This is a genomic window from Massilia oculi (assembly GCF_003143515.1).
GTDB lineage: Bacteria > Pseudomonadota > Gammaproteobacteria > Burkholderiales > Burkholderiaceae_D > Telluria > Telluria oculi.
In genome coordinates, this window is record NZ_CP029343.1 from 2,928,836 (window position 1) to 2,949,996 (window position 21,161).

The 21,161-nt window shown below is 64.3% G+C and carries 24 protein-coding genes and 1 tRNA gene; 11 read left to right on the forward strand and 14 right to left on the reverse strand.

The genetic code is table 11. The features are described 5' to 3' along the window. Position 1: 1 nt before the first annotated feature. From DIR46_RS13385 to DIR46_RS13395, 3 genes are all read right to left on the reverse strand, one after another. Positions 2-436 (reverse strand): FKBP-type peptidyl-prolyl cis-trans isomerase, encoded by a 435-nt coding sequence (locus DIR46_RS13385; RefSeq protein WP_109345659.1) that lies wholly within the window; start codon positions 434-436, stop codon positions 2-4. A 156-nt stretch (positions 437-592) separates the two neighbouring features. Next, entirely contained in the window at positions 593-1,501 is a 909-nt protein-coding gene (locus tag DIR46_RS13390; protein WP_162819509.1) for a polysaccharide pyruvyl transferase family protein, read from the reverse strand. Between the two features lie 155 nt (positions 1,502-1,656). Next, complete coding sequence (locus DIR46_RS13395) at positions 1,657-3,534, reverse strand: potassium transporter Kup (RefSeq protein WP_109345661.1); 1,878 nt, start codon at positions 3,532-3,534, stop codon at positions 1,657-1,659. A 167-nt stretch (positions 3,535-3,701) separates the two neighbouring features. On the opposite strand from DIR46_RS13395, the gene rarD reads away from it, so the two are divergent. From rarD to DIR46_RS13410, 3 genes are all read left to right on the forward strand, one after another. Next, entirely contained in the window at positions 3,702-4,583 is an 882-nt protein-coding gene (gene rarD / locus DIR46_RS13400) for an EamA family transporter RarD (RefSeq protein ID WP_109345662.1), read from the forward strand. A gap of 117 nt (positions 4,584-4,700) precedes the next feature. Then, a complete protein-coding gene (gene ettA, locus DIR46_RS13405; protein WP_109345663.1) occupies positions 4,701-6,368 on the forward strand; it encodes an energy-dependent translational throttle protein EttA in 1,668 nt (555 codons plus the stop codon). A gap of 187 nt (positions 6,369-6,555) precedes the next feature. Next, positions 6,556-7,113, forward strand: coding sequence for an REP-associated tyrosine transposase (locus DIR46_RS13410; protein WP_109345664.1), 558 nt, complete (start codon positions 6,556-6,558; stop codon positions 7,111-7,113). A gap of 90 nt (positions 7,114-7,203) precedes the next feature. On the opposite strand, the gene DIR46_RS13415 is transcribed toward DIR46_RS13410, so the two are convergent. Both DIR46_RS13415 and DIR46_RS13420 read right to left on the reverse strand, forming a co-directional pair. Beyond that, the gene (locus DIR46_RS13415) at positions 7,204-7,776 is read right to left on the reverse strand and encodes a porin family protein (RefSeq protein WP_109345666.1); all 573 of its coding nucleotides are present in this window, start codon (positions 7,774-7,776) and stop codon (positions 7,204-7,206) included. Between the two features lie 176 nt (positions 7,777-7,952). Beyond that, positions 7,953-8,549, reverse strand: coding sequence for an alpha-ketoglutarate-dependent dioxygenase AlkB family protein (locus DIR46_RS13420; protein WP_109345667.1), 597 nt, complete (start codon positions 8,547-8,549; stop codon positions 7,953-7,955). A 63-nt stretch (positions 8,550-8,612) separates the two neighbouring features. Between DIR46_RS13420 and DIR46_RS13425 the strand changes: the two genes are divergently transcribed. Continuing rightward, positions 8,613-9,197, forward strand: coding sequence for a molybdopterin-dependent oxidoreductase (locus DIR46_RS13425; RefSeq protein WP_109345668.1), 585 nt, complete (start codon positions 8,613-8,615; stop codon positions 9,195-9,197). Between the two features lie 27 nt (positions 9,198-9,224). On the opposite strand, the gene DIR46_RS13430 is transcribed toward DIR46_RS13425, so the two are convergent. The 7 genes from DIR46_RS13430 to DIR46_RS13460 form a co-directional block, all read right to left on the reverse strand. Beyond that, positions 9,225-9,587 (reverse strand): hypothetical protein, encoded by a 363-nt coding sequence (locus DIR46_RS13430; protein WP_109345670.1) that lies wholly within the window; start codon positions 9,585-9,587, stop codon positions 9,225-9,227. A 120-nt stretch (positions 9,588-9,707) separates the two neighbouring features. Then, on the reverse strand, positions 9,708-10,085 hold the full coding sequence (locus DIR46_RS13435) for an MAPEG family protein (protein ID WP_109345671.1): 378 nt from the start codon (positions 10,083-10,085) through the stop codon (positions 9,708-9,710). 24 nt (positions 10,086-10,109) lie between these two features. Beyond that, positions 10,110-10,940, reverse strand: coding sequence for a Rossmann-like and DUF2520 domain-containing protein (locus DIR46_RS13440; protein ID WP_109345673.1), 831 nt, complete (start codon positions 10,938-10,940; stop codon positions 10,110-10,112). A 1-nt stretch (position 10,941) separates the two neighbouring features. Then, positions 10,942-11,520 carry a DUF924 family protein gene (locus DIR46_RS13445; RefSeq protein ID WP_109345675.1) on the reverse strand — a complete coding sequence of 193 codons (579 nt, stop codon included), beginning with the start codon at positions 11,518-11,520 and terminating at the stop codon, positions 10,942-10,944. 52 nt (positions 11,521-11,572) lie between these two features. Further along, positions 11,573-12,316 (reverse strand): MgtC/SapB family protein, encoded by a 744-nt coding sequence (locus tag DIR46_RS13450; protein ID WP_109345676.1) that lies wholly within the window; start codon positions 12,314-12,316, stop codon positions 11,573-11,575. Between the two features lie 30 nt (positions 12,317-12,346). After that, complete coding sequence (locus tag DIR46_RS13455; protein ID WP_109345677.1) at positions 12,347-12,607, reverse strand: hypothetical protein; 261 nt, start codon at positions 12,605-12,607, stop codon at positions 12,347-12,349. Between the two features lies 1 nt (position 12,608). After that, on the reverse strand, positions 12,609-14,426 hold the full coding sequence (locus DIR46_RS13460) for an aminopeptidase P family protein (protein ID WP_109345679.1): 1,818 nt from the start codon (positions 14,424-14,426) through the stop codon (positions 12,609-12,611). A gap of 128 nt (positions 14,427-14,554) precedes the next feature. Between DIR46_RS13460 and DIR46_RS13465 the strand changes: the two genes are divergently transcribed. Then, positions 14,555-15,139, forward strand: a complete 585-nt coding sequence (locus tag DIR46_RS13465) for a hypoxanthine-guanine phosphoribosyltransferase (protein ID WP_109345681.1) — start codon at positions 14,555-14,557, stop codon at positions 15,137-15,139. 3 nt (positions 15,140-15,142) lie between these two features. On the opposite strand, the gene DIR46_RS13470 is transcribed toward DIR46_RS13465, so the two are convergent. After that, on the reverse strand, positions 15,143-16,096 hold the full coding sequence (locus DIR46_RS13470) for an NAD(P)H-dependent flavin oxidoreductase (protein WP_109345682.1): 954 nt from the start codon (positions 16,094-16,096) through the stop codon (positions 15,143-15,145). 109 nt (positions 16,097-16,205) lie between these two features. Further along, on the reverse strand, positions 16,206-16,400 hold the full coding sequence (locus tag DIR46_RS13475) for a DUF1289 domain-containing protein (RefSeq protein ID WP_109345684.1): 195 nt from the start codon (positions 16,398-16,400) through the stop codon (positions 16,206-16,208). Positions 16,401-16,549: 149 nt separating this feature from the next. Here DIR46_RS13475 and DIR46_RS13480 point away from each other — a divergent pair, with 149 nt between their 5' ends. The 6 genes from DIR46_RS13480 (at position 16,550) to slmA (ending at position 21,157) form a co-directional block, all read left to right on the forward strand. Then, a complete protein-coding gene (locus DIR46_RS13480; RefSeq protein WP_109345685.1) occupies positions 16,550-17,029 on the forward strand; it encodes a hypothetical protein in 480 nt (159 codons plus the stop codon). A gap of 98 nt (positions 17,030-17,127) precedes the next feature. Then, positions 17,128-18,186 (forward strand): extracellular catalytic domain type 1 short-chain-length polyhydroxyalkanoate depolymerase, encoded by a 1,059-nt coding sequence (locus DIR46_RS13485; protein ID WP_109345686.1) that lies wholly within the window; start codon positions 17,128-17,130, stop codon positions 18,184-18,186. Between the two features lie 476 nt (positions 18,187-18,662). Further along, entirely contained in the window at positions 18,663-19,592 is a 930-nt protein-coding gene (gene argB, locus DIR46_RS13495; protein WP_109345688.1) for an acetylglutamate kinase, read from the forward strand. Between the two features lie 68 nt (positions 19,593-19,660). Beyond that, positions 19,661-19,735 (forward strand) — tRNA-Thr (locus DIR46_RS13500). An 89-nt stretch (positions 19,736-19,824) separates the two neighbouring features. Next, positions 19,825-20,571, forward strand: a complete 747-nt coding sequence (locus DIR46_RS13505) for a pyrimidine 5'-nucleotidase (RefSeq protein WP_109345689.1) — start codon at positions 19,825-19,827, stop codon at positions 20,569-20,571. A gap of 7 nt (positions 20,572-20,578) precedes the next feature. Then, the gene (gene slmA / locus DIR46_RS13510) at positions 20,579-21,157 is read left to right on the forward strand and encodes a nucleoid occlusion factor SlmA (RefSeq protein WP_109345690.1); all 579 of its coding nucleotides are present in this window, start codon (positions 20,579-20,581) and stop codon (positions 21,155-21,157) included. Positions 21,158-21,161 lie beyond the last annotated feature (4 nt).

A 21,161-nucleotide genomic window follows, 5' to 3' on the forward strand; every position in this document is an offset into this window, starting at 1 on the left:
CTTACTCGACCTTGGTCAGGATGATTTCATACACCAGGCCCGAGTTCGGCGGAACCGGACCGTTGCCGGTCGCGCCGTAGGCCTGGTTGGCCGGGATCAGGACGGTGCGCTTGCCGCCGACCTTCATGCCGATCACGCCCTGGTCGTAGCCGGGAATGACGGCGCCGCTGCCGACGACGTAGGGGCGCAGATTGCCCGATTCCAGCCGCGAGCCCTTGAAGTCGGCGACCTTGTCGTTGTACAGCCACAGCGTGTACTGGGTGGTCACCGTCTTGCCGGTCACTGCCTCGGCGCCGGTGCCCACCGTGTTGTCGGTCTTGGTCAGCGCCGCGGGGCTGCTGACGACAGGCTTGTCGTCGTCGCTGCCGCCACCGCCGCAGGCGGTCAGGGCGAGCATGGCGGCGAAGGCCGCGATCAGGGGGAACTTCAGTTTCATGGGGTGTCCTCGACAGGGAAAGGCAGATAAGGGTGGTGTAACGAAACCTCGTACCTTATCGAATCAGTCGCATGAAACTGTCCGTAATTTGTCTAATAATTGTATTTTAGCAATGGAGTGCTGAATCGAAACTGACGCTTTGACGCAACATTTGCATCAGGCAGCCACGATGGCGTAATCCCGCTTCAGCTGGTCGATCTTCGCCAGAAGGCGTTCCAGCGCCACGCCCTGCAGACGTTCGTCGCTCAGGTAGGACTCGCCGCTGCCGGCCAGTTTCGACAGCGCGCCGACGACCGCATCCTCGACCTGGCGCACGTTCTTCGCCGGTGGCGGCGGGGTCCAGTCGCCTTTCCAGATGCCCACGCCGCGCAGGCCGCGCTTGACGTTTGCCGCCAGGCGGTCGCGCGGGCCGAGCGTCTTGTCGATGTCCCACACGCTTGGCAGGGTCTGGGGGCGGTAAGGCACCGACATCGACTGGCACCAGTCCTCCCACTTGAATCCCAGGATGTGTTCGTAGCATTGCACCGGAATCCAGGGGACCCGATAGGCGTCCGCCACGATCGCCGCATGCATGGCCTCGGCGATGACCAGTTTGGCGCCGCGGATCTTCGCCAGCACTTCGTGCATGTCGGCCTCGGGATCGAGGAAAGTGATGCCCGCCTTGGCGCAGAACGGGGCCCAGTCGGCATTGAGCATGCTGGAATGGTGCGGCATGAAGACGACCTCGCCCGTCGGCGCCACTGGCTGGTTGACGACCCGGGTCAGCAGCAGCGCGGGATCGGTGATCGCCACCTGCTTGTCGAGCCCCAGCGCGGCGGCGGTCAGCGGCCCGCGCACGCAGTAGAATTTCCACTTGTCGTCCACCTGCGCCGCCTTGTTATAGCCGACGCCCGATCCGAACACGAGTTTCTGAGGCTCGACCGGCACCCGCGAATTGATCAGGGTGCCCATTCCTACCAGAAGCGTGGAGTCGTCTTCGTCCACGAGTTCGGGGATCAGCGCATCCCAGATCACAGGATTGAGTTTGTCGCCGAAATTATTGCCTCGATAGTAGTAAAGCTTCATGTCTCGCCAATGGATTGGAATGATCGGTCCGGACATCCTGCCCGTACGGTCGTGCTCAGGAATTGCTTATTAATCAATAATTCCCGATTATAAGATAGTTTGCTGAAATTTCCTTTGCGCACGTCTCCCGTGCGCAGGTCGGCGGGACGAGCAGCCTAGATCTCGATCTGCGTCCCCAGCTCGATCACCCGGTTGCTGCGGATCTGGTAATAGTCGGCCGCGCTGCGCGCATTGCGCGACAGCGCCACGTACAGGTGCTCGCGCCATGGCGCCATGCCGCCGCCCGGGGCCGAGATCACGGTCTGGCGCGCGATGAAGAACGAGGTTTCCATCATCTCGAACGACAGGCCGAGCGCGCCGCAGCGCTCGAGGATGTCCGGAATATCGGGCTCGTCCTTGAAGCCATAGTGGATATTGAGCTGGTAGCAGTTGTGGCCCAGGTCGACGATATCGATCTGTTCCTCGAACGGCACCCACGGTTCCTCGCGCATGTGCACGGTCAGGAACACCACCCGTTCGTGCAGCACCTTGTTGTGCGACAGGTTGTGCAACATCGCGTGCGGCACGCCGTCGCTTTCGCCGCGCAGGAAGATCGCGGTGCCCGGCACCCGCGTCGGCGGCGCCACGAACAGCGACTCCATGAAGGCTTCGAGCGGGATCGCGTGCTTCTGCAGGTTCTCGAATACCAGGGCGCGCCCGCGCTTCCAGGTCAGCATCAGGGTCAGCAGCACGCCGCCCATCAGCAGCGGGAACCAGCCGCCGTGGAAGATCTTGGTGGTGGTGGCCGCGAACAGCATGATATCGATCGTCAGGAAGAAGCCGGTCGCAGCCAGGCAGACCCATAGCGGCAGGCGCCAGCGGTAGCGGGTCACGAAGAAGGTGAGCACGGTGGTCATCATCATGGTGGCCGTGACCGCGATGCCGTAGGCGCCGGCCAGCTCGTCCGACGAGCCGAAGCCGACCACGGCGATCAGCACCACCACCAGCTGCAGCCAGTTGACGGCCGGGATATAGATCTGGCCGATCTCGCTTTCCGAAGTGTGCAGGATGCGCATGCGCGGCAGCAGGCCCAGCGCGATCGCCTGCTTGGTCATCGAGTACGTGCCGCTGATCGTGGCCTGCGAGGCGATCACCGCCGCCATGGTCGACAGGATCACCAGCGGGATCACGCTCCAGGTGCCGAGCTGGTGATAGAACGGGTTTTCCACCGCGCCGGGATCGGCGATCAAGAGCCCGCCCTGGCCCAGGTAGTTCAGGGTCAGCGCCGGATAGGCGATCAGGAACCAGGCCATGCGGATCGGCTTGGCGCCGAAGTGGCCCATGTCGGCATACAGCGCCTCGGCGCCGGTGATCGCCAGCACCACCGCGCCCAGCGCAATGAAGGCCAACAATTTATTGTCCAGCATGAAGTGCGCCGCATGCCAGGGATTGAGCGCGTTCAGGATTTGCGGCGACTCGACGATGTTGACGATGCCCATCGCGGCCAGCGCCAGGAACCACACCAGCATCACGGGACCGAAGAAGCGGCCGATGCCGGCCGTGCCATGGCGCTGCACGCTGTACAGGACCACCAGCACCACCACCGCCAGCGGCACCACGTAGTGCGACATGCCGGGCGCCGCGACTTCGAGGCCCTCGATCGCGCCGAGCACCGAGATCGCCGGCGTGATCACGCTGTCGCCATAGAACATCGTGGCGCCGATGACGCCGATGGCCAGCAGCGGGAAGCTCCAGCGCGAATTGCGCGCCACCGACGTCGTCGCCAGCGCCATCAGGGCCATGATGCCGCCCTCGCCGCGGTTGTGCGCGCGCAGCACCAGGGTCACGTACTTGAGCGAGACGATGACCGTCAGCGCCCAGAAGATCAGGGAAATGACGCCGAGAATGTTGGGAGTGTTCAGGGGCAGGCCGTGGGTGTCGTCGAACACCGCGCGCAGCGTGTAGAGTGGGCTGGTGCCGATGTCGCCGTAGACGATGCCGACTGCGGCCAGGGTGAGTGCCGCCAGGCTGCTCTTCTTGCTATCTGATGTCAAGATTACACCATCGCTGTTGTATTGGTGCGGCGCACCATAAAATAGTGGCTGAAAAAAAGCAAGAATATTTCGTGGTGCATCATACACCCGTGCAAAAAGAAACACGCGCCAGCAGCCGTGTACGTATTCAGGGATAATGTCATCCCTGCAATCCAGCCCCCATTTCCATGCGTTCCGGCATCATTTACGCGGCCCTGGCCTTTCTCTGCTGGGGCATGTTCCCCATTTATTTCCACGCGCTGGGCGATGTGCCGCCCATGCAGATCCTGGCGCACCGCATGCTGTGGTCGCTCGGTTTCCTGCTGATCGTGCTATTGCTGCGGCGCCAGTGGAAATGGCTGAACGTGGTGCGCCAGCCGCGGGTATTCTTCAGCTTCGTGCTGTCGGCCCTGCTGCTCAGCGCCAACTGGCTGGTCTATATCTGGTCGGTCACCAACCACCACGTGATCGAAGCCAGCCTCGGCTATTTCATCAATCCGCTGGTCAATATCATGCTGGGCTACCTGATCCTGAAGGAGCGCCTGCGCGCCGTTCAGTGGGTGGCGATCGCGATTGCCGCGCTGGGCGTGGCCTGGCTGACCTGGCAGACCGGCACCGTGCCCTGGATCGCCCTGTTCCTGGCCTTCTCCTTCGGCAGCTATGGCCTGCTGCGCAAGACGGCGGCGCTCGGCGCGCTCGAGGGCTTGTCGTTCGAGACGATCGTGCTGTTCCCGCTGGCAGCGGCCTACGTCATCTGGCTGACCGTGAACGGCCAGAACGTGTTCATCAATACCGACTCCGACACCACCCGCGTGCTGCTGGTGATGGCCGGTCCGCTCACCGCGATTCCGCTGCTGCTGTTCGCCAGCGGCGCGCGCCGCATCCCGCTGTCGATCCTGGGGCTGCTGCAATACCTGTCGCCGACCCTGCAATTCCTGCTCGGCGTGTGGCTGTTCAAGGAAGCGTTTACCGCCGACCGCCTGGTGGGCTTCGCGCTGATCTGGAGCGCGCTGATCCTGTTCGCCGGCGAAGGCCTGCTGCGCCGGCCGCCGGCGCCAGTCAAGCGCTGATTCTCCGCGGCTCATGTAGATAACCCGCGGGATTTCACCGGCAACGGCCAAGAAATCCTGTGTCGGGCACGGGTTCTGTCGTATCCTGTGCTCCTTGAACAACACCAGAGTTAAAGCATGGCCAATTACGTCTATACGATGAACCGCGTGGGCAAGATCGTCCCGCCGAAACGTCAAATTCTCAAGGACATCTCGCTGTCCTTCTTCCCGGGCGCCAAGATCGGCGTGCTGGGCCTGAACGGCTCGGGCAAGTCGACCCTGCTCAAGATCATGGCTGGCATCGACACCGACATCCAGGGCGAAGCGCGCCCGATGCCTGGCCTGAACATCGGCTACCTGCCGCAGGAACCGCAGCTCGACCCGGAAAAAACCGTGCGCCAGGAAGTCGAATCCGGCCTGGGCGAAGCCTTCGAGGCGCAGGCCAAGCTGGAAGCCGTCTACGCCGCCTATGCCGAAGAGGACGCCGACTTCGACGCCCTGGCCAAGGAACAGGAACGCCTGGAATCGATCATCGCCGCCGCCGACGGCGGCAACCTGAACCTGCAGATGGAAATGGCCGCCGACGCGCTGCGCCTGCCGCCATGGGATCAGAAGATCGGCGTGCTGTCGGGCGGCGAGAAGCGCCGCGTGGCGCTGTGCAAGCTGCTGCTGTCGAAACCCGACATGCTGCTGCTCGACGAACCGACCAACCACCTGGACGCCGAATCGGTCGAGTGGCTGGAACAATTCCTGCTGCGCTTCCCGGGCACCGTGGTCGGCATCACCCACGACCGCTACTTCCTCGACAACGCCGCCGAATGGATCCTGGAACTGGACCGCGGCCACGGCATCCCATGGAAGGGCAATTATTCGTCGTGGCTGGACCAGAAGCAGGCCCGCCTGAAGCAAGAGGAAGCGACCGAATCGGCGCGCCAGAAGGCGCTGCAGAAGGAACTCGAATGGTCGCGCCAGAATCCGAAGGCGCGCCAGGCCAAGTCGAAAGCCCGCCTGGCCCGATTCAACGAGCTCTCCGAATACGAATACCAGAAGCGCAACGAGACGCAAGAGATCTTCATCCCCGTGGCCGAACGCCTGGGCAATGAAGCCATCGAGTTCAAGAACGTCTCGAAGGCCTTCGGCGACCGTCTGCTGATCGACAACCTGTCGTTCACCGTCCCGCCGGGCGCCATCGTCGGCATCATCGGCCCCAACGGCGCCGGTAAGTCGACCCTGTTCAAGATGATCGCCGGCAAAGAGCAGCCGGACAGCGGCGAAGTCGTGATCGGCAAGACCGCCAAGGTCTCGCTGGTCGACCAGAGCCGCGACGAGCTGGCCAACAACAAGACCGTGTTCGAAGACGTCTCGGGCGGCGCCGACATGCTCAGCGTGGGCCGCTTCGAAATGCCGTCGCGCGCCTACCTTGGCCGCTTCAACTTCAAGGGTTCCGACCAGCAAAAAGTCGTGGGCAACCTGTCGGGCGGTGAACGCGGCCGTCTGCACCTGGCCAAGACCCTGCTGCAAGGCGGCAACGTCCTGCTGCTGGACGAACCGTCGAACGATCTGGACGTCGAAACCCTGCGCGCGCTGGAAGACGCGCTGCTCGAGTTCGCCGGCAGCGTGATGGTGATCTCCCACGATCGCTGGTTCCTGGACCGTATCGCGACCCACATCCTGGCCTTCGAAGGCGATTCGCAAGTCACCTTCTTCGACGGCAACTATCAGGAATATGAAGCCGACAAGAAGAAACGCCTGGGCGAAGAAGGCGCCAAGCCGAAGCGTATCCGCTACAAGCCGCTGACCACCTGATCAGTAGACAGAATGCAAGCTCTTGTTTCGTAAGGGAAAGCCCGCCTTGGCGACCGCCATGTGGCGGGCTTTTTACTAGCGGAAATGGAACGGGGTCAGAATGCAAAATGTGTAAAACTGTTTTCGATAAGGACTACCGGAAGCTCGTCGACCGCAGCCGCTTCGTGCGCGCGGCGCCGGCCAGACCATGCTCAGTTACCCCGATCGTTACCCCAATCTTTACCGCGATAACCGCGTCCCTGGCGGGACCTTCTTTTTCACGGTGCGCCTGCTCGACCGCGGCAGTCACCTGTTGACCGAACATATCTCCGCATTCGGCGAAGCCATGCGGCTGGCGCGTGCGCGCCGTCCTTTCCACGTCGATGCCTGGGCGGTCCTGCCCGATCATGCCCATGCAATCTGGACCCTGCCACCAGGCGACCACGACTGTTCAAGCCGCTGGCGGGCCGTGAAGATCGCGTTTTCGAAGGCGCTGCGCAAGACCGGCCAGCCGGGCGTGGACGATGGCGCGGTCTGGGAACGCCACTACCGCCACTACCGGGTCGGCCTGGACGACGATTATGCGGCCCTGGTCGACTACGTCCACACCGACGCCGTACGCCACGGCCACTGCGCCGAACCGCGCGACTGGCCGTGGTCGTCGCTGCACCGCTTCATCTCGGCCGGGCATGCGGCGCCGGCGCCGTCGATCATCGTGCCGCCATGGGTGCAGCGGCCGCAGGGTCAGGCGCTGGCGCGGCTATGAATCCACTTCCACATCGATCCCAGGTTTAACATTTTGCACTGACAACAAAAAAGGCCCCGAAGGGCCTTTTTCGTTCACTACACGCTCGGCTTAGAACGAATATTTCGCGCCGATGGTCAGTGCGTTCGGACGCACGCCGAAGTCGCGGGTGCCGCCGAAGCGTTCGTATTCGGCGATCACTGCCACGTCCTGGTTGATGTTGTACTGCACACCCAGGGCGCCGTAGGCGTTGTTGTCGCTGTCGCGACGGTTCAGCGAGGCGTTGACCGCCGCCAGTTCGTTCACGTCGTGCGACACGCCCAACTTGGCGTAGCCGACCAGCTTCTCGGTCAGCGGCGAGCTGAACTTGGCGGCGACGTAGGTCGAACGGCCATCGACGACACCGCTGGCTGCCACTGGGCCCAGGGTGTAGTAGATGTCGGCGCTGCGATAGTCGGTATGGCCGACTTCGACTGCCCAGTTCGGGGTGAACTCGTAGCCGCCGAACAGCTTGGCCGATGCCTTGATGGTATCGATGTCGGCGCTGGTTGCACCTGGGACGCGCGCTTCATAATCGGTGGCCACCGCACCGGCGCCAACATAGGCGCGTGGGGTGAATTCTTGTGCCTGGACAGCCGAAACAGCGGCGGTGGTGGCGAGCAGTGCAACGATCAGCTTTTTCATCTCAATTCCTCTTCTTGTTCATCTGGCTCGCGATTCCCAACGAATCGCGATGTGATCAAGATAGCACTGGCGACAGAGCAAGTCCGTGCCGATTCCGTAAGAACTGTAAGAAAGTGTAACTTAATGACCGACCGGTTAGTAATATTTCCGCGTGGATCGATGGTGTTGCGCGCAGCTTAAACGATTTTCCTGAAAGTTAGGTTGACACGCGCTTGTAACGTACGAGTCACCTTATTGATGCCATGCAACCAATATTTCTGAGTTTCACCGCGCATCAACAACAGGCTGCCGTCGGTCAATTCGAGGCGGACAGTCTTTTTGTTGTATTTATGCTTCAGGATAAAGGTGCGGGCAGCGCCAAGGCTGAGCGAGGCGATGACCGGTTGCGGTCCCAGTTCCGGCTCGTCGTCGCTGTGCATGCCCATGCTGTCGCGTTCGTTACGGTAGAGATTCAGCAGGACGCTGTTGAAGCGGTGTCCGGTCGCCGCCTCGACCGCCTGGCGCAAGGTGTCGAGCAGGGGCGTGAACGGCGCCGGCTGCAGGCGCAGGCCGGAATAGGTATAGGCCGCGTCGCCATACCAGGCGCTCAGGCGCGGCTGCAGGTGGCGCTTGCCATACACCACCACCGTTTCCTCCCGCCAGTCGGTTTCACGCAGCAGGCGCGCCATGACCTCGGCATTGGTCCCGGGCAGCGGCAGCTGGGGCATCCAGGCGAGCTCGCCGTCTTCAAGCGGAATTGGACTCAGCAGGGAGTCGTCGGCAAATAAATCCATGGCTAAACCATACGCAAAATTGACGGCTATGATGGTGAACCTTCCGCCACACCGCATTCTCGCATGGACAAACGTCATTTCCTGGGCGCCGCCGCGCTGGCGGGCGCAGCGCCGGCCTTCGCCAGCCGCGGCACGGACACGGCCCCGGCCGCAGGCCCGACGCTGCTGACCATCACCGGCGCCATCACGCGCAGCAACCGCGGCGGCCTCGATCCGGCGCTCGACCAGATGATGGCCAAGCAAAAGCTGGTATTCGACCGCGCCTATGCCCTCGATTTCGCAGCCCTGGCCGCCCTGCCGGCGCGCACCATCCGTCCGACCCTGGAATATGACGGCAAGCCGCATCCCTTGCGCGGACCGCTGCTGGCCGACGTCCTGGCCCAGGCCGGCGCCAGGCCGCGCGATGCCGCCAAGGTGCTGATTCGCGCGGTCGACGGCTATGCCGCCGTGCTGGAGATGCGACAGTTACGAGCGTGGAGTTTCATCGTCGCCACCCACCTGGATGGAAAACCGATGCCGCTGGGAGGGCTGGGGCCGCTATGGGCCGTATACGACGCCGACCGGGTGCCGGAAATGGCGGCGCTCCCGGTGGCGCAACGTTTCGGCGCCTGCCCATGGGCCCTGTATTACCTGGAAGCGATGGCCTGACCGGTATTCAGGCGGCCGGCGCAGGCTTCAGGCGTAGGCTTCCGCCAGGCTCATCACGCGCGGCGCTACCTTGATGCCGACGTTGCCGAACAGAGCGTCGATGGCGGCCAGGTTGGCGCTGCATTCGTCCGCCTTCCATCCCTTGAACATATCGGTGCCGTCCTTCTGGAAATGCAGGTCGAGCACTTTGCCCTTGTCGCGGTGCACGTAGTTTTGCTGATGAACGTTCTGGAAACCCAGTTCGGCCAGGCCGGCAAGGACGGTGTGCGGCGGATTTTCCGGGTCGGTGGCCAGGAAGACGCCAAAGGTCTTGCCTGGCGGCTTGGCTGCGACGTCGACCTCATAGATCCCTGGCGCCTTGGTCACACTCGTGCTCTTCAGAAACAACATATTGTTCTCCTGGCGCGCCAGTGACCATCCGGACAGGACGCGCGATGCTAATTAGTAGTCAGTCCTTAAGCATATTTCCATACGGGAACTTTGTCGATCTTTGTATTCGCTTTTTTCGCTTCAGCGCATTAATAAGCCAAAAACTGTGGCGCCGATTAACGCGGCACAAGCCAGCATGCCCAAAATGAAGCCAGCTTCGCGCTTTGCCGGGTCGCGGTAATAGCCAACCGCGTACAGGATGCGGCCCAGGCACCACAGCAGCCCACCGGCCGCCGCCCACAGGTCGCCCAGGAAGGTGGCGCACAGCCACAAGGGCACCAGCACCAGGGGCAGCATCTCCAGCGTATTCATCTGGACACGGTGGGCGCGCTGGAAAGCCTCGGGGCCATCCATCGATGGCGCCGGCACCTTGTAGCGTACGCGGGCATAGCCGGCGACGCCCCAGGTCCAGAAATACACACCGAGGACGGCCAGGGTGGTCCAGGCGGTGAAGAACATCGCGTTTTCCTTATTGTCTTGAAGTCATGAAGCGGCGTGCTTGCGCCGCGCCAGGTCGGCCGTCAGCGGCACCAGTGCCTCGTACAACCTGCCGGTCGGCTCGTCCCAGTCGAGCAGGGCCTGCTGCTGGCGCGCCACGGTGGCGTGGTCGCCACGCGCCACCGGCCCGCTCAGGGCCGCCACCGGGCCGAGGCGGAACACGTTCGCCATGGTCTCGCTGGCGAGCGGCCGCGCCAGTTCGCGCGCGATCGGCTCCGGCACGCCGGCCGCCTGGTAGGCGCGCAAGGCGGCATCGAGCACCGTGGTCAGGTAATTCGACGCGAACACCGCCGCCGCATGGTAGACCGTCTTGGCCGCGGCATCGATGGTCACGAGGCGCGCCCCGATCGCCTCGAAGGCCGGCGCCAGCCGCGCCAGCGCCTGCGCCTCGCCCTCGATGCCGCAGAAGGTGCCGGCGAAGTCGCGCGCCACGGCCTCGGGATCGGCGAAGCTGCGGATCGGATGCACGCTGGCCACCAGCGCCCCCTTGTCGGCCAGCGCCTGCAATTCGCTCGACGCCTTGGCGCCGCTGCAGTGGAATATGACCGCGCCCTTGACCTCATGCGCCTGCGCCAACGCGGCGGCCATCGGCGCGACCTGGTCGTCGTTCACGGCCAGCAGCCAGATGTCGGCCGGACGCAGTTCCTCGATGCCGGCGCAGGCACGGCCGGCGTTGACGAAATCGACCGCCGCCCGGGCGCTGGCGGGCGAGCGGGTCAGCACGTCCTGCACCGTGCACACGCCGCTAGCCGACAGCAGGCGGCCCAGCACCTTGCCGACGTGGCCGGCGCCGACCAGGTTCAGGCTGGCAACCACCTCAGAAACCCGATCCCGGCGTGGCCAGGTAGTCGGCTTCTTCGGGTGTCGAGGCGCGGCCCAGGATCGGATTGCGGTGCGGGAAGCGGCCGAAGCGCGCGATCACGCCGCGGTGGCGGTGTGCGTAATCGAGCTGCTCGCTGAAGCCTTCGTGGCTGGCGGCCAGGTCGGTGAACAACTCGACCGACTGCTCCTGGGTGCGCGCGTCTTCCGCGTGCTCGAACGGCATGTAGACGAAGACACGCTCGAGCGGCGACAGGGCCAGGTGCCCGCCAGACGCCACCAGCTGGCGCGCGGCGTTCAGCGCCAGGGCGTCGCCGGCGAAGGATTCGGCCGTGCCGCGGTAGGCATTGCGGGTGAACTGGTCGAGCACCAGGATGCGCGCCAGCACGCCGCGCGGACCCTCTTCATCCCACTCGCGCAAGCCGCCGGTAATGGCATGGTCGATCGCGGCGCCGAAGCGTTCGCGGACGGCGGCATCGAAGGCGTGGTCCTTGCGGAACCACTCGGCGCGCTGCTTGCCATGGCCTGGATCGGAAGGCGGCAGGAACCAGAAATCGAGAACTTCTTGTGCGTCCATTGGAAAACCCCGTTTGGAATTGTTATTGGTGTTGCGAGATTGAACCGCTTCGTCAATTACGCGCGTGCGACAACTGGAACGAGTCGACGCCGTCGAAGGCGGCCAGTTCGCGCGCCAGCTCCGACAGCGGCGCGCCGGTCTTGCGCGACAGCGCCAGCGCCACGAAGCGCCATTCCTGGCGGCCTTCGTCGCTGCTAATGGTCAGCGAGCTGCCGGCGATCTCGTAGCCGCGCTCGAGCGCCACCCTGCGGATCGCGTCTTCGCGCGGCATGAATTCGGGCCGGAAGCGCATCCGCACCGCCACCGCGTGGCGCGAAGGCAGGAAGGTCTCCAGGCGGTTCAGGTAGATCATGATCATCGCCGACAGGAAGGCCAGGCCCATCGCGGCCAGATAGAAGCCGATGCCGATCAGGATGCCGATCGCCGACGAGGCCCAGATCGAGGCCGCCGTGGTCAGGCCGCTGATATTGAAGCCCTCGCGCATGATCACGCCGGCGCCCAGGAAGCCGATGCCGGTGACCACGCCCTGGATGATGCGGGTCGGATCGATCGGCGCCAGCAGGCCCGCATGGCCGCCGTACCACAGGTCCGGATAGCCGGCCAGGATGGTCAGCGCGGCCGAGGCCATGCACACCAGGCCATAGGTGCGCATGCCGGCGGCGCGCCCGTGATAGGCGCGCTCGTAACCGACCAGCAGGCCGAGCAGCAAGGCCCCGACCAGGTGCAACAGGATCAGGCCATTGGTGAACAGCTCGTGCTTCGACCAGTAGGCCGCGAACAGGTTGGTTTCCGTCATGCGCGCATGGTGTTCATGGTCGGCGGGCGGTCATGGTTTTTTCTTGACCAGCTGCTTCTCGAAGGCCAGGTCGTTCTTGCTGATGCGCGGCTGCTCCTGCGGACCGAGGCCCTTGACGAAGGCGACGAAATCGTCGAGCTCCATCGGTGGGCACAGCGGCGGGCTGCCGGGCGCTTCGGACAGGTAGAAGTGGCCGTCGCCGGTGCGCGCCATCGAGTACAGATTGTTCCCGGTACGCTGCTTCAGGCGCTCGACGGCGGTGCTGGCGCGGGTGGAGCGTGAGCTGGCCATGTCAGATCGCCTCCGTGCGCAGCATCAGCCATTCGAATGCCGGGCCTTCGACGTGCGGCGTCAGGCGCGCGCGCACGGTCGCGTGATAATCGTTCAGCCACGCGATTTCGTCGGGACGCAGCAGCGACCTGTCCAGGCAGCGGGTGTCGATCGGGCACAGGGTCAGGGTCTCGAAGCCGAGATACTCGCCGAACTCGGACGTCTCGACGTGCTGGTTCAGCACCAGGTTCTCGATGCGGATGCCCCAGCGCCCCGGACGATAGATGCCCGGCTCGATCGAGGTGATCATGCCCGGCTCCATCGCGGTATGCGGCTCCGGCGGCACCGCCGGCGAAATCGTCTGCGGACCTTCGTGCACGTTGAGGAAGTAGCCGACGCCGTGGCCGGTGCCGTGGCCGTAGTCGATGCCGGCGGCCCAGATCGGCGCGCGCGCGATCGCGTCCAGCATCGGCGCGCGGGTGCCGCGCGGGAAGCGCGTGGCCGACAGGTTGATCAGGCCTTTCAGCACCAGCGTGTAGTCGCGCATCTGCGCGCTGCTTGCCGTGCCGACCGGGATTACGCGCGTGATGTCGGTGGTGCCGCCCAGGTACTGGCCGCCCGAATCGATCAGCAGCAGGCCGTCGCCTTCGATGACGGCGCAGGTGGCGCTCTCGGCGCGGTAGTGCATGATCGCGCCATTGCTGTTGAAGCCGGCGATGGTCGAGAAGCTGGCGCTCACAAAATGAGGGCGACGCGCTCGGCAAGCGGTGATGCGGGTGTCGATGTCGGCTTCATTCAGCGGCGCGCGGTTCGGGTCCGCCAGCAGCGGCTCGAGCGCGGCGAAGAATTCGCACAGCGCCGCGCCGTCCTGTTCCATCGCGGCGCGCACGTTCACGGCCTCGCTCTCCAGCTTGCGCGACTTGGCGAAGGTAGTCGGGTTGATCGCCTCGACCACGTTCACGCCCTGCGCCACGGCGGCGCGCATGCCGGCGGTGACGCGGCGCGGATCGAGCAGCAGGGTCGCGCCTTCCGGCAGCGATTCGAGCGCGTGCGCGGCATTGGCGTACGGCGCCAGGTGCACGTCGTCGGCTTCCAGGCGGGCGCGCACATCCTGAGGCACCTTGCCCTCGAGGACGAACAGGGTCGCGTCGCCGCGGCCGATCAGCGCATGCGCCAGGAACACCGGATTGAAGCTGACGTCGGCGCCACGCAGGTTGAACAGGTAGGCGATATCGTCCAGCGTCGAAATGAAATGAAAGCCCGCGCCATGCGCCTCCATCGCGGCGCGCGTGGCGTGCAGCTTGTCGGCGCGGGTGGCGGTGGCGTACGGCGGCAAATGTTCGAAGACCGGTTCAAGCGGCAGCGATGGACGCTCGCTCCAGACTTCGTCGAGCAGGTCGGCGTCTAGACGCAGGGTCACGCCCTTGGCGGCCAGGGCATCTTTCAACAGGCGCGCGCCGGCCAGGCCCAGCACGCGCGCATCGACGGCGGCGGTCTGGCCCGCCGTCAAATTAGCGGCCAGCCAGTCGACGTGCAACTGGCTCGCGGCGCCCGGGATCTTCATCAAGGCGATCTCGGAGCCCGCCAGCTCGGTCTCGGCCTGGGTGAAGTAGCGGCCGTCGGTCCAGACGCCGGCGAAATTGGCGGTGGCGATGAAGGTGCCGACCGAACCGGTGAAGCCGGACAGCCATTCGCGGCCCTTCCAGTGGCCGGGCAGGTATTCCGACAGATGCGGATCGCTCGACGGGACGATACAGGCGTCGATGCCGTGGCGCGCCATGGCGGCGCGCAGTTGCGCGAGGCGGCCTGCACGTGCGGCCTGGAATTCGTTATGGGACATGGCTGAATGCGTCGGTTTTGTTTTCCAAGCCACGTATCATACGCCGCAATCCTCCCGAATGGCCAACCGGAACGCATGGCTCAGACGGATGACGCATAATGGTCCCGCACTCAACTTAACTGAAGACCATGCACGATTTCCACCATGAGCGCGCGCGAGCGCTACTGGCGAATGCCACCCAGATCGTCGAGCCCGTCGAAGTGAATGCCGCCGTGCGGCGCGTCGCCGACGAACTCAATGCCCGTTTCAACGCCGAGGGCGCGGCCGAATTCCCGCTGGTGCTGGGCGTGATGGGCGGCGCGGTGGTGTTTACCGGCCACCTGCTGCCGCAACTGACCTTCCCGCTCGACTTCGACTACATCCACGTCAGCCGCTACGGCGACGAAGACCGCGGCGGCGAGATCGTGTGGAAGGTGATCCCGCGCCAGAACGTGGTAGGCCGCAAGATCGTGGTGGTGGACGACATCCTGGACGAAGGCGAGACCCTGGCCCACGTCAAGCAACGCCTGCTCGACATGGGCGCCGCCGAAGTGATCGTCGTGGTGTTCGCCGACAAGGACCTGGGCCGCGCCAAGCCGATCCAGGCCGACCTGGTGGGCTTGAGCCTGCCCAACAAGTTCGTGGTCGGCTTCGGCATGGACGTGTATGGCTACTGGCGCAACCTGCCGGGCCTGTGGACCATCCGGCCGGAAGACCTGAAGCAGGCGGATTGAGCGTTACAGCGCCAGCCGCGCCCGCGCGGCGTCGTACTCGCGCTTGAGCCGCTCGACCATCTCGGCCACCGTCGGCACGTCGTCCATCAGGCCCACGCCCTGGCCAGCGCCCCAGATGTCGCGCCAGGCCTTGGCCGCGCCCGAGCCGAAGCTCATCTTGCTCTTGTCCGATTCCGGCAGGTTGTCCGGATCCAGCCCGGCCGCCACGATCGATTTCTTCAGGTAGTTGCCGTGCACGCCGGTGAACAGGTTCGTGTACACGACGTCGGCCGCGCTCGATTCGACGATCGCATCGCGGTAGCCATCGCTGACGTTCGATTCCTTCGTGGCCAGCCAGCGCGAGCCGATGTAGGCGAAATCGGCGCCCATCGCCTGCGCCGCCAGGATCGCGTCGCCGGTCGCGATCGAACCGGACAGGGCGATCGGCCCCTTGAAGAACTTGCGCACTTCGCCCACCAGCGCGAACGGCGACAGCGCGCCGGCATGGCCGCCGGCGCCGGCCGCCACCAGGATCAGGCCATCGACGCCCGCTTCCAGCGCCTTTTCGGCATGGCGAATCGAGACCACGTCGTGCAGCACGATGCCGCCATACGCATGCACCGCGTCCATCATCTCGCGCGGCGGCGCGCGCAGCGACGAGATGATGATCGGCACCTGGTGCTTCACGCATACCTCGACGTCGTGCGCCAGGCGGTCGTTCGATTGATGGACGATCTGGTTGACCGCGATCGGCCCCACTTTCGCGCCCGGATTGGCGGCCGCATGCGCGGCAAGCTCGCGCTGCAGGTCGGTCAGCCAGGTATCGAGCAACTCGGCCGGACGGGCGTTCAGGGCCGGGAAGGAACCGACGATGCCGGCCTTGCACTGGGCAGCCACCAGGGCGGGACCGCTGGCGATGAACATCGGCGAAGCGATCACGGGAAGGGACAGGTCTTGCAGCACGGCGGGCATCGTCATGGGCGGACTCTCGGTAGTTGGGTATCGGACCATTATAGCCTCGAAAAAAGAACGATCGTGCTAGATTTCTCCCTCTAAAGATCGGCTGCCTCTCTCCCGCTGAGCGACCTCAGTCGCCGATTAAGCCGGTCTCGCGGCGCCGGATCTCGGCCCAGATCGCGCGCTTCTCGTCCTCGCTGGCATTGCGCCAGGCGCGGATCTCGTCGATCGTGCGCAGGCAGCCCTGGCACAGGCCGGTTTCCGGGACCATCTTGCAGATATTGATGCAGGGCGAAGGGACGGGGGTGAGCAGTTCTGGATCCATTACCTGAAGCCTAAGCGTATATGTCGGAGGCGGCATTATCGCGCGTCCGGCAGTCCAGCGCCGTTTTTGCTTGTGAGTCACTATACTCGTCAATATGCACTGTCCCTGGAACAGTGCCGCATCGATTAACTTGCTGCATGAGGTGCCCCATGAAAATTCGTTTCATCGTCATGACCGCCCTGCTGGGCGTATCCGCCACGGGCTCGAGCCAGGTGCTGTCGCCAGATGGCTACGGCAAGATCCAGTTCGGCCAGCGGCTCGACCAGGTCGAACGCAAGCTGGGCCAGCGCGCCACCCCGCGGCCGCTCGATCCATCCTGCCCCATCGTCCGCTTCAAACGTTATCCACAGGTGAGCTTCATGGTCGAGAACGGCGTGATCGTGCGCGCCGACGCCAAAACGGTGGTGCGCAACAGCGCCGGCATCACGGCGCGCATGTCGGCCAGGGACGCTCTGCGCCACCAACCCGCGCTGCGCAGCGAACTCCACAAATACGACGAACAGGGCCAGGTCCTGGTCCTGCCCAAAGGCGAGAACAAGGCAATGATCTTCGAAGCCAGCAAGGGGAAACTAACGACCATGCGCGCCGGCATCAAGCCGGCCGTCGACTATGTGGAAGGGTGTGGGTGAACCGTCGCGTAAAAACTGCAGCGACAGTCGCTCGGCAACGTTTGACAGGTTAGTGTAAGCTCATGGCGTGAAATTGTGCACTGCACAAAAGGAATGTCATGAAACTTAACCGATTGCTGCTGGCCCAGATGCGCGCCGCCACCCGCTCGCTGTGGCGCGCTGGACCGGCGGCGCCCGGCGCCGCGGTACAGCAGGCCCTCAAGAATGCGGCGGTCTTGCAGCGCGTGGCCCAGCGCCAGATGCGCGACTTCGCCCCTCCTGCCGCACCTACGCCAGCACCGGCGCCTGCACAGCAGCCGCGCGCGCCCGGGCCCGGTCAATTCATCGACGGTCACCACGCCAACGCCGCCGGCCGCCGCGACTACAAGCTGTACGTGCCCGGCAGCATCACCAGCAGCGACGCCGGCAGGCCGGCGCCGCTACTGGTGATGCTACACGGCTGCACCCAGGATCCGGACGACTTCGCCACCGGCACCCGAATGAACGTGCTGGCCGAAGAGATCGGCTGCCTGGTGCTGTATCCGGCGCAGAGCAAGGGCGCCAATCCCTCGCGCTGCTGGAACTGGTTCAATGCGGTCGACCAGCGCCGCGACGAAGGCGAGCCCTCGATCATCGCCGGCATGACGCGCGCGATCATGGACACCCACGCGGTCGATCCAGGCCAGGTGTATGTCGCCGGCCTGTCCGCCGGCGGCGCGATGGCGACCATCATGGGCACGCTGTATCCCGACCTGTATGCGGCGGTGGGCGTGCATTCCGGCCTGCCTTTTGCCTCGGCCAACGACCTGTCGTCGGCGCTGGCGGCGATGAAGGGCGATTTCCGCCGCAGCACGACGAGCGGGCAGCCGTTGCCGATCATCGTCTTCCACGGCGACCGCGATACCACGGTGCATCCGGCCAATGGCGAGGAACTGGTCGCGCAAGGCGCGCGCCACCTGGCCAGCCCCGGCATGGCCGAACCCGGCCACGTGCCGGACGGGCATGCCTACACACGCACCCTCTATCCGGACGACGACGGCACGGTGCGTGCGGAACACTGGCTAGTGCATGGCGCCGGCCACGCCTGGTTCGGCGGCAATGCGCGCGGCAGCTATACGGACGGCAAGGGACCGGATGCCAGCCGCGAGATGATGCGTTTCTTTCGTACGCGGCGCTGAGGCGTCGGCCGGCCTTGGAACCTATCCCGGTAGGTGGGGGGAAGTTCATGCCGATGCATGGCGAGCGTGAGCAAGGCGCGAGGAGGCCGCATGGCGAGCCATGCAACGACGAGCAACGCAGCGCACGCTTGCCAGGCGCGGCAAGAACGACTCTCACCTACCGGGATAGGTTCTTAGGCGCCGTCGGCATGGGCTGCGCGGCGATATGGGCGCGCAGGCAGTCCGGGCACCAGCAGCCGAGCGCCTCTTGCGGCACGGCGACGGCCGGCGGCAGCGCCGTGCACCAGCACGGTTCTCGTGCGCCATCCGTCATCGCGCATCCAAATTCGGCGCCGCAGCGCGTGCAAATACTCATACCTGATAAAGTACCGATTGCTGCCATAAAATACAACAGGACGCCGCCCTTTCCCCGCAAGGTTTACGCTGCCTTTACGACATTGGCTGTAAAATCTCGCGACATTTATTTCGGACCCTCCATGAACGCTCAAGTGAACAGCCTCAAGACCGACGACCAACCTGACGACTTGACCGCCGTTTCGACGGCGCTGAAGGCACAGATCCTGGCCGAAGCGCTTCCCTACATCCGCAACTTCCACGGCAAGACCATCGTCATCAAATACGGCGGCAATGCCATGACCGACGAACGCCTGAAACACGGCTTCGCGCGCGACGTCATCCTGCTCAAGCTGGTGGGCATGAATCCGGTCGTGGTCCACGGCGGCGGCCCGCAGATCGACAATGCGCTGAAGAAAATCGGCAAGCAGGGCACCTTCGTGCAGGGCATGCGCATCACCGACGAAGAAACCATGGAAGTGGTGGAGTGGGTGCTGGGCGGCGAAGTTCAGCAAGACATCGTGATGCTGATTAATCACTACGGTGGCCAGGCAGTCGGCCTGACCGGCAAGGACGGCGGCCTGATCCGCGCACGTCGCATGGCGATGCCCGACAAGGAAAAACCGGGCGAGTTCCTCGACATCGGTTTCGTCGGCGAGATCGAGGCGATCAACCCGGCCGTCGTGAAAGCGCTGCAGGACGACGCCTTCATCCCGATCATCTCGCCGATCGGTTTCGGCCAGGACGGCCAGGCCTACAACATCAATGCCGACGTGGTCGCCGGCAAGATCGCGGAAATCCTGAAAGCCGAAAAGCTGATCATGATGACCAACATCGCCGGCGTGCAAGATAAAGCGGGCAATCTGGTGACTGACCTGTCGGCGCGCGAAATCGACGAGATGTTCGCGGACGGCACGATTTCGGGCGGCATGCTGCCGAAGATCTCGTCGGCGCTGGACGCCGCGAAATCGGGCGTGAACACCGTGCACATCATCGATGGCCGCATCGAACACTCATTGTTGCTCGAAGTCTTGACCGAACAGGCTTTTGGCACTATGATCCGGTCTCACTAAATTTTTTGTGACGGGGAAACCCCCACAAAGAATGTCGTTACGGTGGGCATTGCCCACCGCATCTACCCGCCCTTGTAGCTCAGTGGTAGAGCACTCCCTTGGTAAGGGAGAGGCCACGTGTTCAATCCACGTCAAGGGCACCATCTCCCCTCCCCTGTTTTACCCTGCGCCCTGACGTCGTCATGCGACGCTGGCATAATCGCGTGTTGCATTCTTTGCGAGCCGATTACCCGTGTCTACTTCTTCCCTCCAAGCCCCGGTCTGGCTGTTCGACCTCGATAACACCCTGCACGACGCCTCGCACGCGATCTTCCCGGCGATCAGCGCCAATATGAACACGTATATCGCGCGCGTGCTGAGCACCGGTGGCGTGCCGGCCACGCAAGAGATGGTCGATAGCGCGCGCCTGGGCTACTGGAAGCGCTACGGCGCCACCCTGCTCGGCATGATGCGCCACCACCAGGTGTGCGCAAAGGATTTCCTGCACCAGACCCACGACATCGGCCCGCTCGACGCCCTGCTGCGCGCCGAGCGCGGCCTGGCTCGCCTGTTGCGCCGCCTGCCTGGCCGCAAGATCTTGCTGACCAATGCGCCGAACAGTTATTCGACCGAGATCGTGCGCCGGCTGAAGCTGCACAACCATTTTTCGCACCACGTGGCGATCGAACACATGCACGTGCACGGGCAGTTGCGGCCGAAGCCGTCGAAGCTGATGCTGCGCCGGCTGTTGCGCAAACACGGCATCGCGGCCCAGCGCTGCATCCTGGTCGAAGACACGCTGGCCAACCTGCGCACGGCGCGCCAGCTCGGGTTGCGCACTGTCTGGGTCACGCAATACCTGCGAATGAGCGATCCGATCGGAAAAGCGCCCCTCCCGAGGACCCTGAAATGCCCCGGTTACGTCAATGTCAAAGTAAAATCCGTGCGGCAACTTCCGACGCGGCTCTCCGGGCTGCGCCGCTCCAATAACAACTCCTAGGGATCCCATGGCAAGCACGAAGCCAGGCCAGCGCAAGCTGCAAATCCTCCAGGCCCTGGCCTCGATGCTCGAGCAGCCCAAGGGCGAGAAAATCACGACCGCCGCGCTCGCGGCGCGCCTGTCGGTGTCCGAGGCGGCGCTGTACCGCCACTTCGCCAGCAAGGCGCAGATGTACGAGGGACTGATCGAGTTCATCGAGTCGTCGGTGTTCGGCGTGATCAACCAGATCACCGAAAAAGAAGACAGCGGCCTGACGCAGGCGCACGCGATGCTGCAGATGCTGCTCGGCTTCGCGGCCAACAACCCGGGCATGACGCGCGTGCTGATCGGCGATGCGCTGGTCAATGAGGACGAGCGCCTGCAGCTGCGAATGAACCAGTTCTACGACAAGGTCGAACTGGCCTTCAAGGGAGCGCTGCGCCTGGCGGTCACGCAGGGACACGGCCAGGAAGCCGACGTCGCCGCGCGCGCCAGCCTGCTGGTGAACTACGTCACCGGCCGCTGGCACCGCTTCGCAAAGACGGGCTTCAAGCTCAATCCGATGGAGGGCACGTCGCTTCAACTGTCCCTGCTGCTGGCGGCGTAGAATC

What these genes read in the sequence shown, in the direction of transcription:
- DIR46_RS13385 (WP_109345659.1), bottom strand. Translation starts at nt 436, where the DNA reads ATGAAACTGAAGTTCCCCCTGATCGCGGCCTTCGCCGCCATGCTCGCC.
- DIR46_RS13390 (WP_162819509.1), bottom strand. Translation starts at nt 1,501, where the DNA reads ATGAAGCTTTACTACTATCGAGGCAATAATTTCGGCGACAAACTCAAT.
- rarD (WP_109345662.1), top strand. Translation starts at nt 3,702, where the DNA reads ATGCGTTCCGGCATCATTTACGCGGCCCTGGCCTTTCTCTGCTGGGGC.
- ettA (WP_109345663.1), top strand. Translation starts at nt 4,701, where the DNA reads ATGGCCAATTACGTCTATACGATGAACCGCGTGGGCAAGATCGTCCCG.
- DIR46_RS13410 (WP_109345664.1), top strand. Translation starts at nt 6,556, where the DNA reads ATGCTCAGTTACCCCGATCGTTACCCCAATCTTTACCGCGATAACCGC.
- DIR46_RS13415 (WP_109345666.1), bottom strand. Translation starts at nt 7,776, where the DNA reads ATGAAAAAGCTGATCGTTGCACTGCTCGCCACCACCGCCGCTGTTTCG.
- DIR46_RS13420 (WP_109345667.1), bottom strand. Translation starts at nt 8,549, where the DNA reads ATGGATTTATTTGCCGACGACTCCCTGCTGAGTCCAATTCCGCTTGAA.
- DIR46_RS13425 (WP_109345668.1), top strand. Translation starts at nt 8,613, where the DNA reads ATGGACAAACGTCATTTCCTGGGCGCCGCCGCGCTGGCGGGCGCAGCG.
- DIR46_RS13430 (WP_109345670.1), bottom strand. Translation starts at nt 9,587, where the DNA reads ATGTTGTTTCTGAAGAGCACGAGTGTGACCAAGGCGCCAGGGATCTAT.
- DIR46_RS13435 (WP_109345671.1), bottom strand. Translation starts at nt 10,085, where the DNA reads ATGTTCTTCACCGCCTGGACCACCCTGGCCGTCCTCGGTGTGTATTTC.
- DIR46_RS13445 (WP_109345675.1), bottom strand. Translation starts at nt 11,520, where the DNA reads ATGGACGCACAAGAAGTTCTCGATTTCTGGTTCCTGCCGCCTTCCGAT.
- DIR46_RS13450 (WP_109345676.1), bottom strand. Translation starts at nt 12,316, where the DNA reads ATGACGGAAACCAACCTGTTCGCGGCCTACTGGTCGAAGCACGAGCTG.
- DIR46_RS13455 (WP_109345677.1), bottom strand. Translation starts at nt 12,607, where the DNA reads ATGGCCAGCTCACGCTCCACCCGCGCCAGCACCGCCGTCGAGCGCCTG.
- DIR46_RS13460 (WP_109345679.1), bottom strand. Translation starts at nt 14,426, where the DNA reads ATGTCCCATAACGAATTCCAGGCCGCACGTGCAGGCCGCCTCGCGCAA.
- DIR46_RS13465 (WP_109345681.1), top strand. Translation starts at nt 14,555, where the DNA reads ATGCACGATTTCCACCATGAGCGCGCGCGAGCGCTACTGGCGAATGCC.
- DIR46_RS13470 (WP_109345682.1), bottom strand. Translation starts at nt 16,096, where the DNA reads ATGACGATGCCCGCCGTGCTGCAAGACCTGTCCCTTCCCGTGATCGCT.
- DIR46_RS13475 (WP_109345684.1), bottom strand. Translation starts at nt 16,400, where the DNA reads ATGGATCCAGAACTGCTCACCCCCGTCCCTTCGCCCTGCATCAATATC.
- DIR46_RS13480 (WP_109345685.1), top strand. Translation starts at nt 16,550, where the DNA reads ATGAAAATTCGTTTCATCGTCATGACCGCCCTGCTGGGCGTATCCGCC.
- DIR46_RS13485 (WP_109345686.1), top strand. Translation starts at nt 17,128, where the DNA reads ATGAAACTTAACCGATTGCTGCTGGCCCAGATGCGCGCCGCCACCCGC.
- argB (WP_109345688.1), top strand. Translation starts at nt 18,663, where the DNA reads ATGAACGCTCAAGTGAACAGCCTCAAGACCGACGACCAACCTGACGAC.
- slmA (WP_109345690.1), top strand. Translation starts at nt 20,579, where the DNA reads ATGGCAAGCACGAAGCCAGGCCAGCGCAAGCTGCAAATCCTCCAGGCC.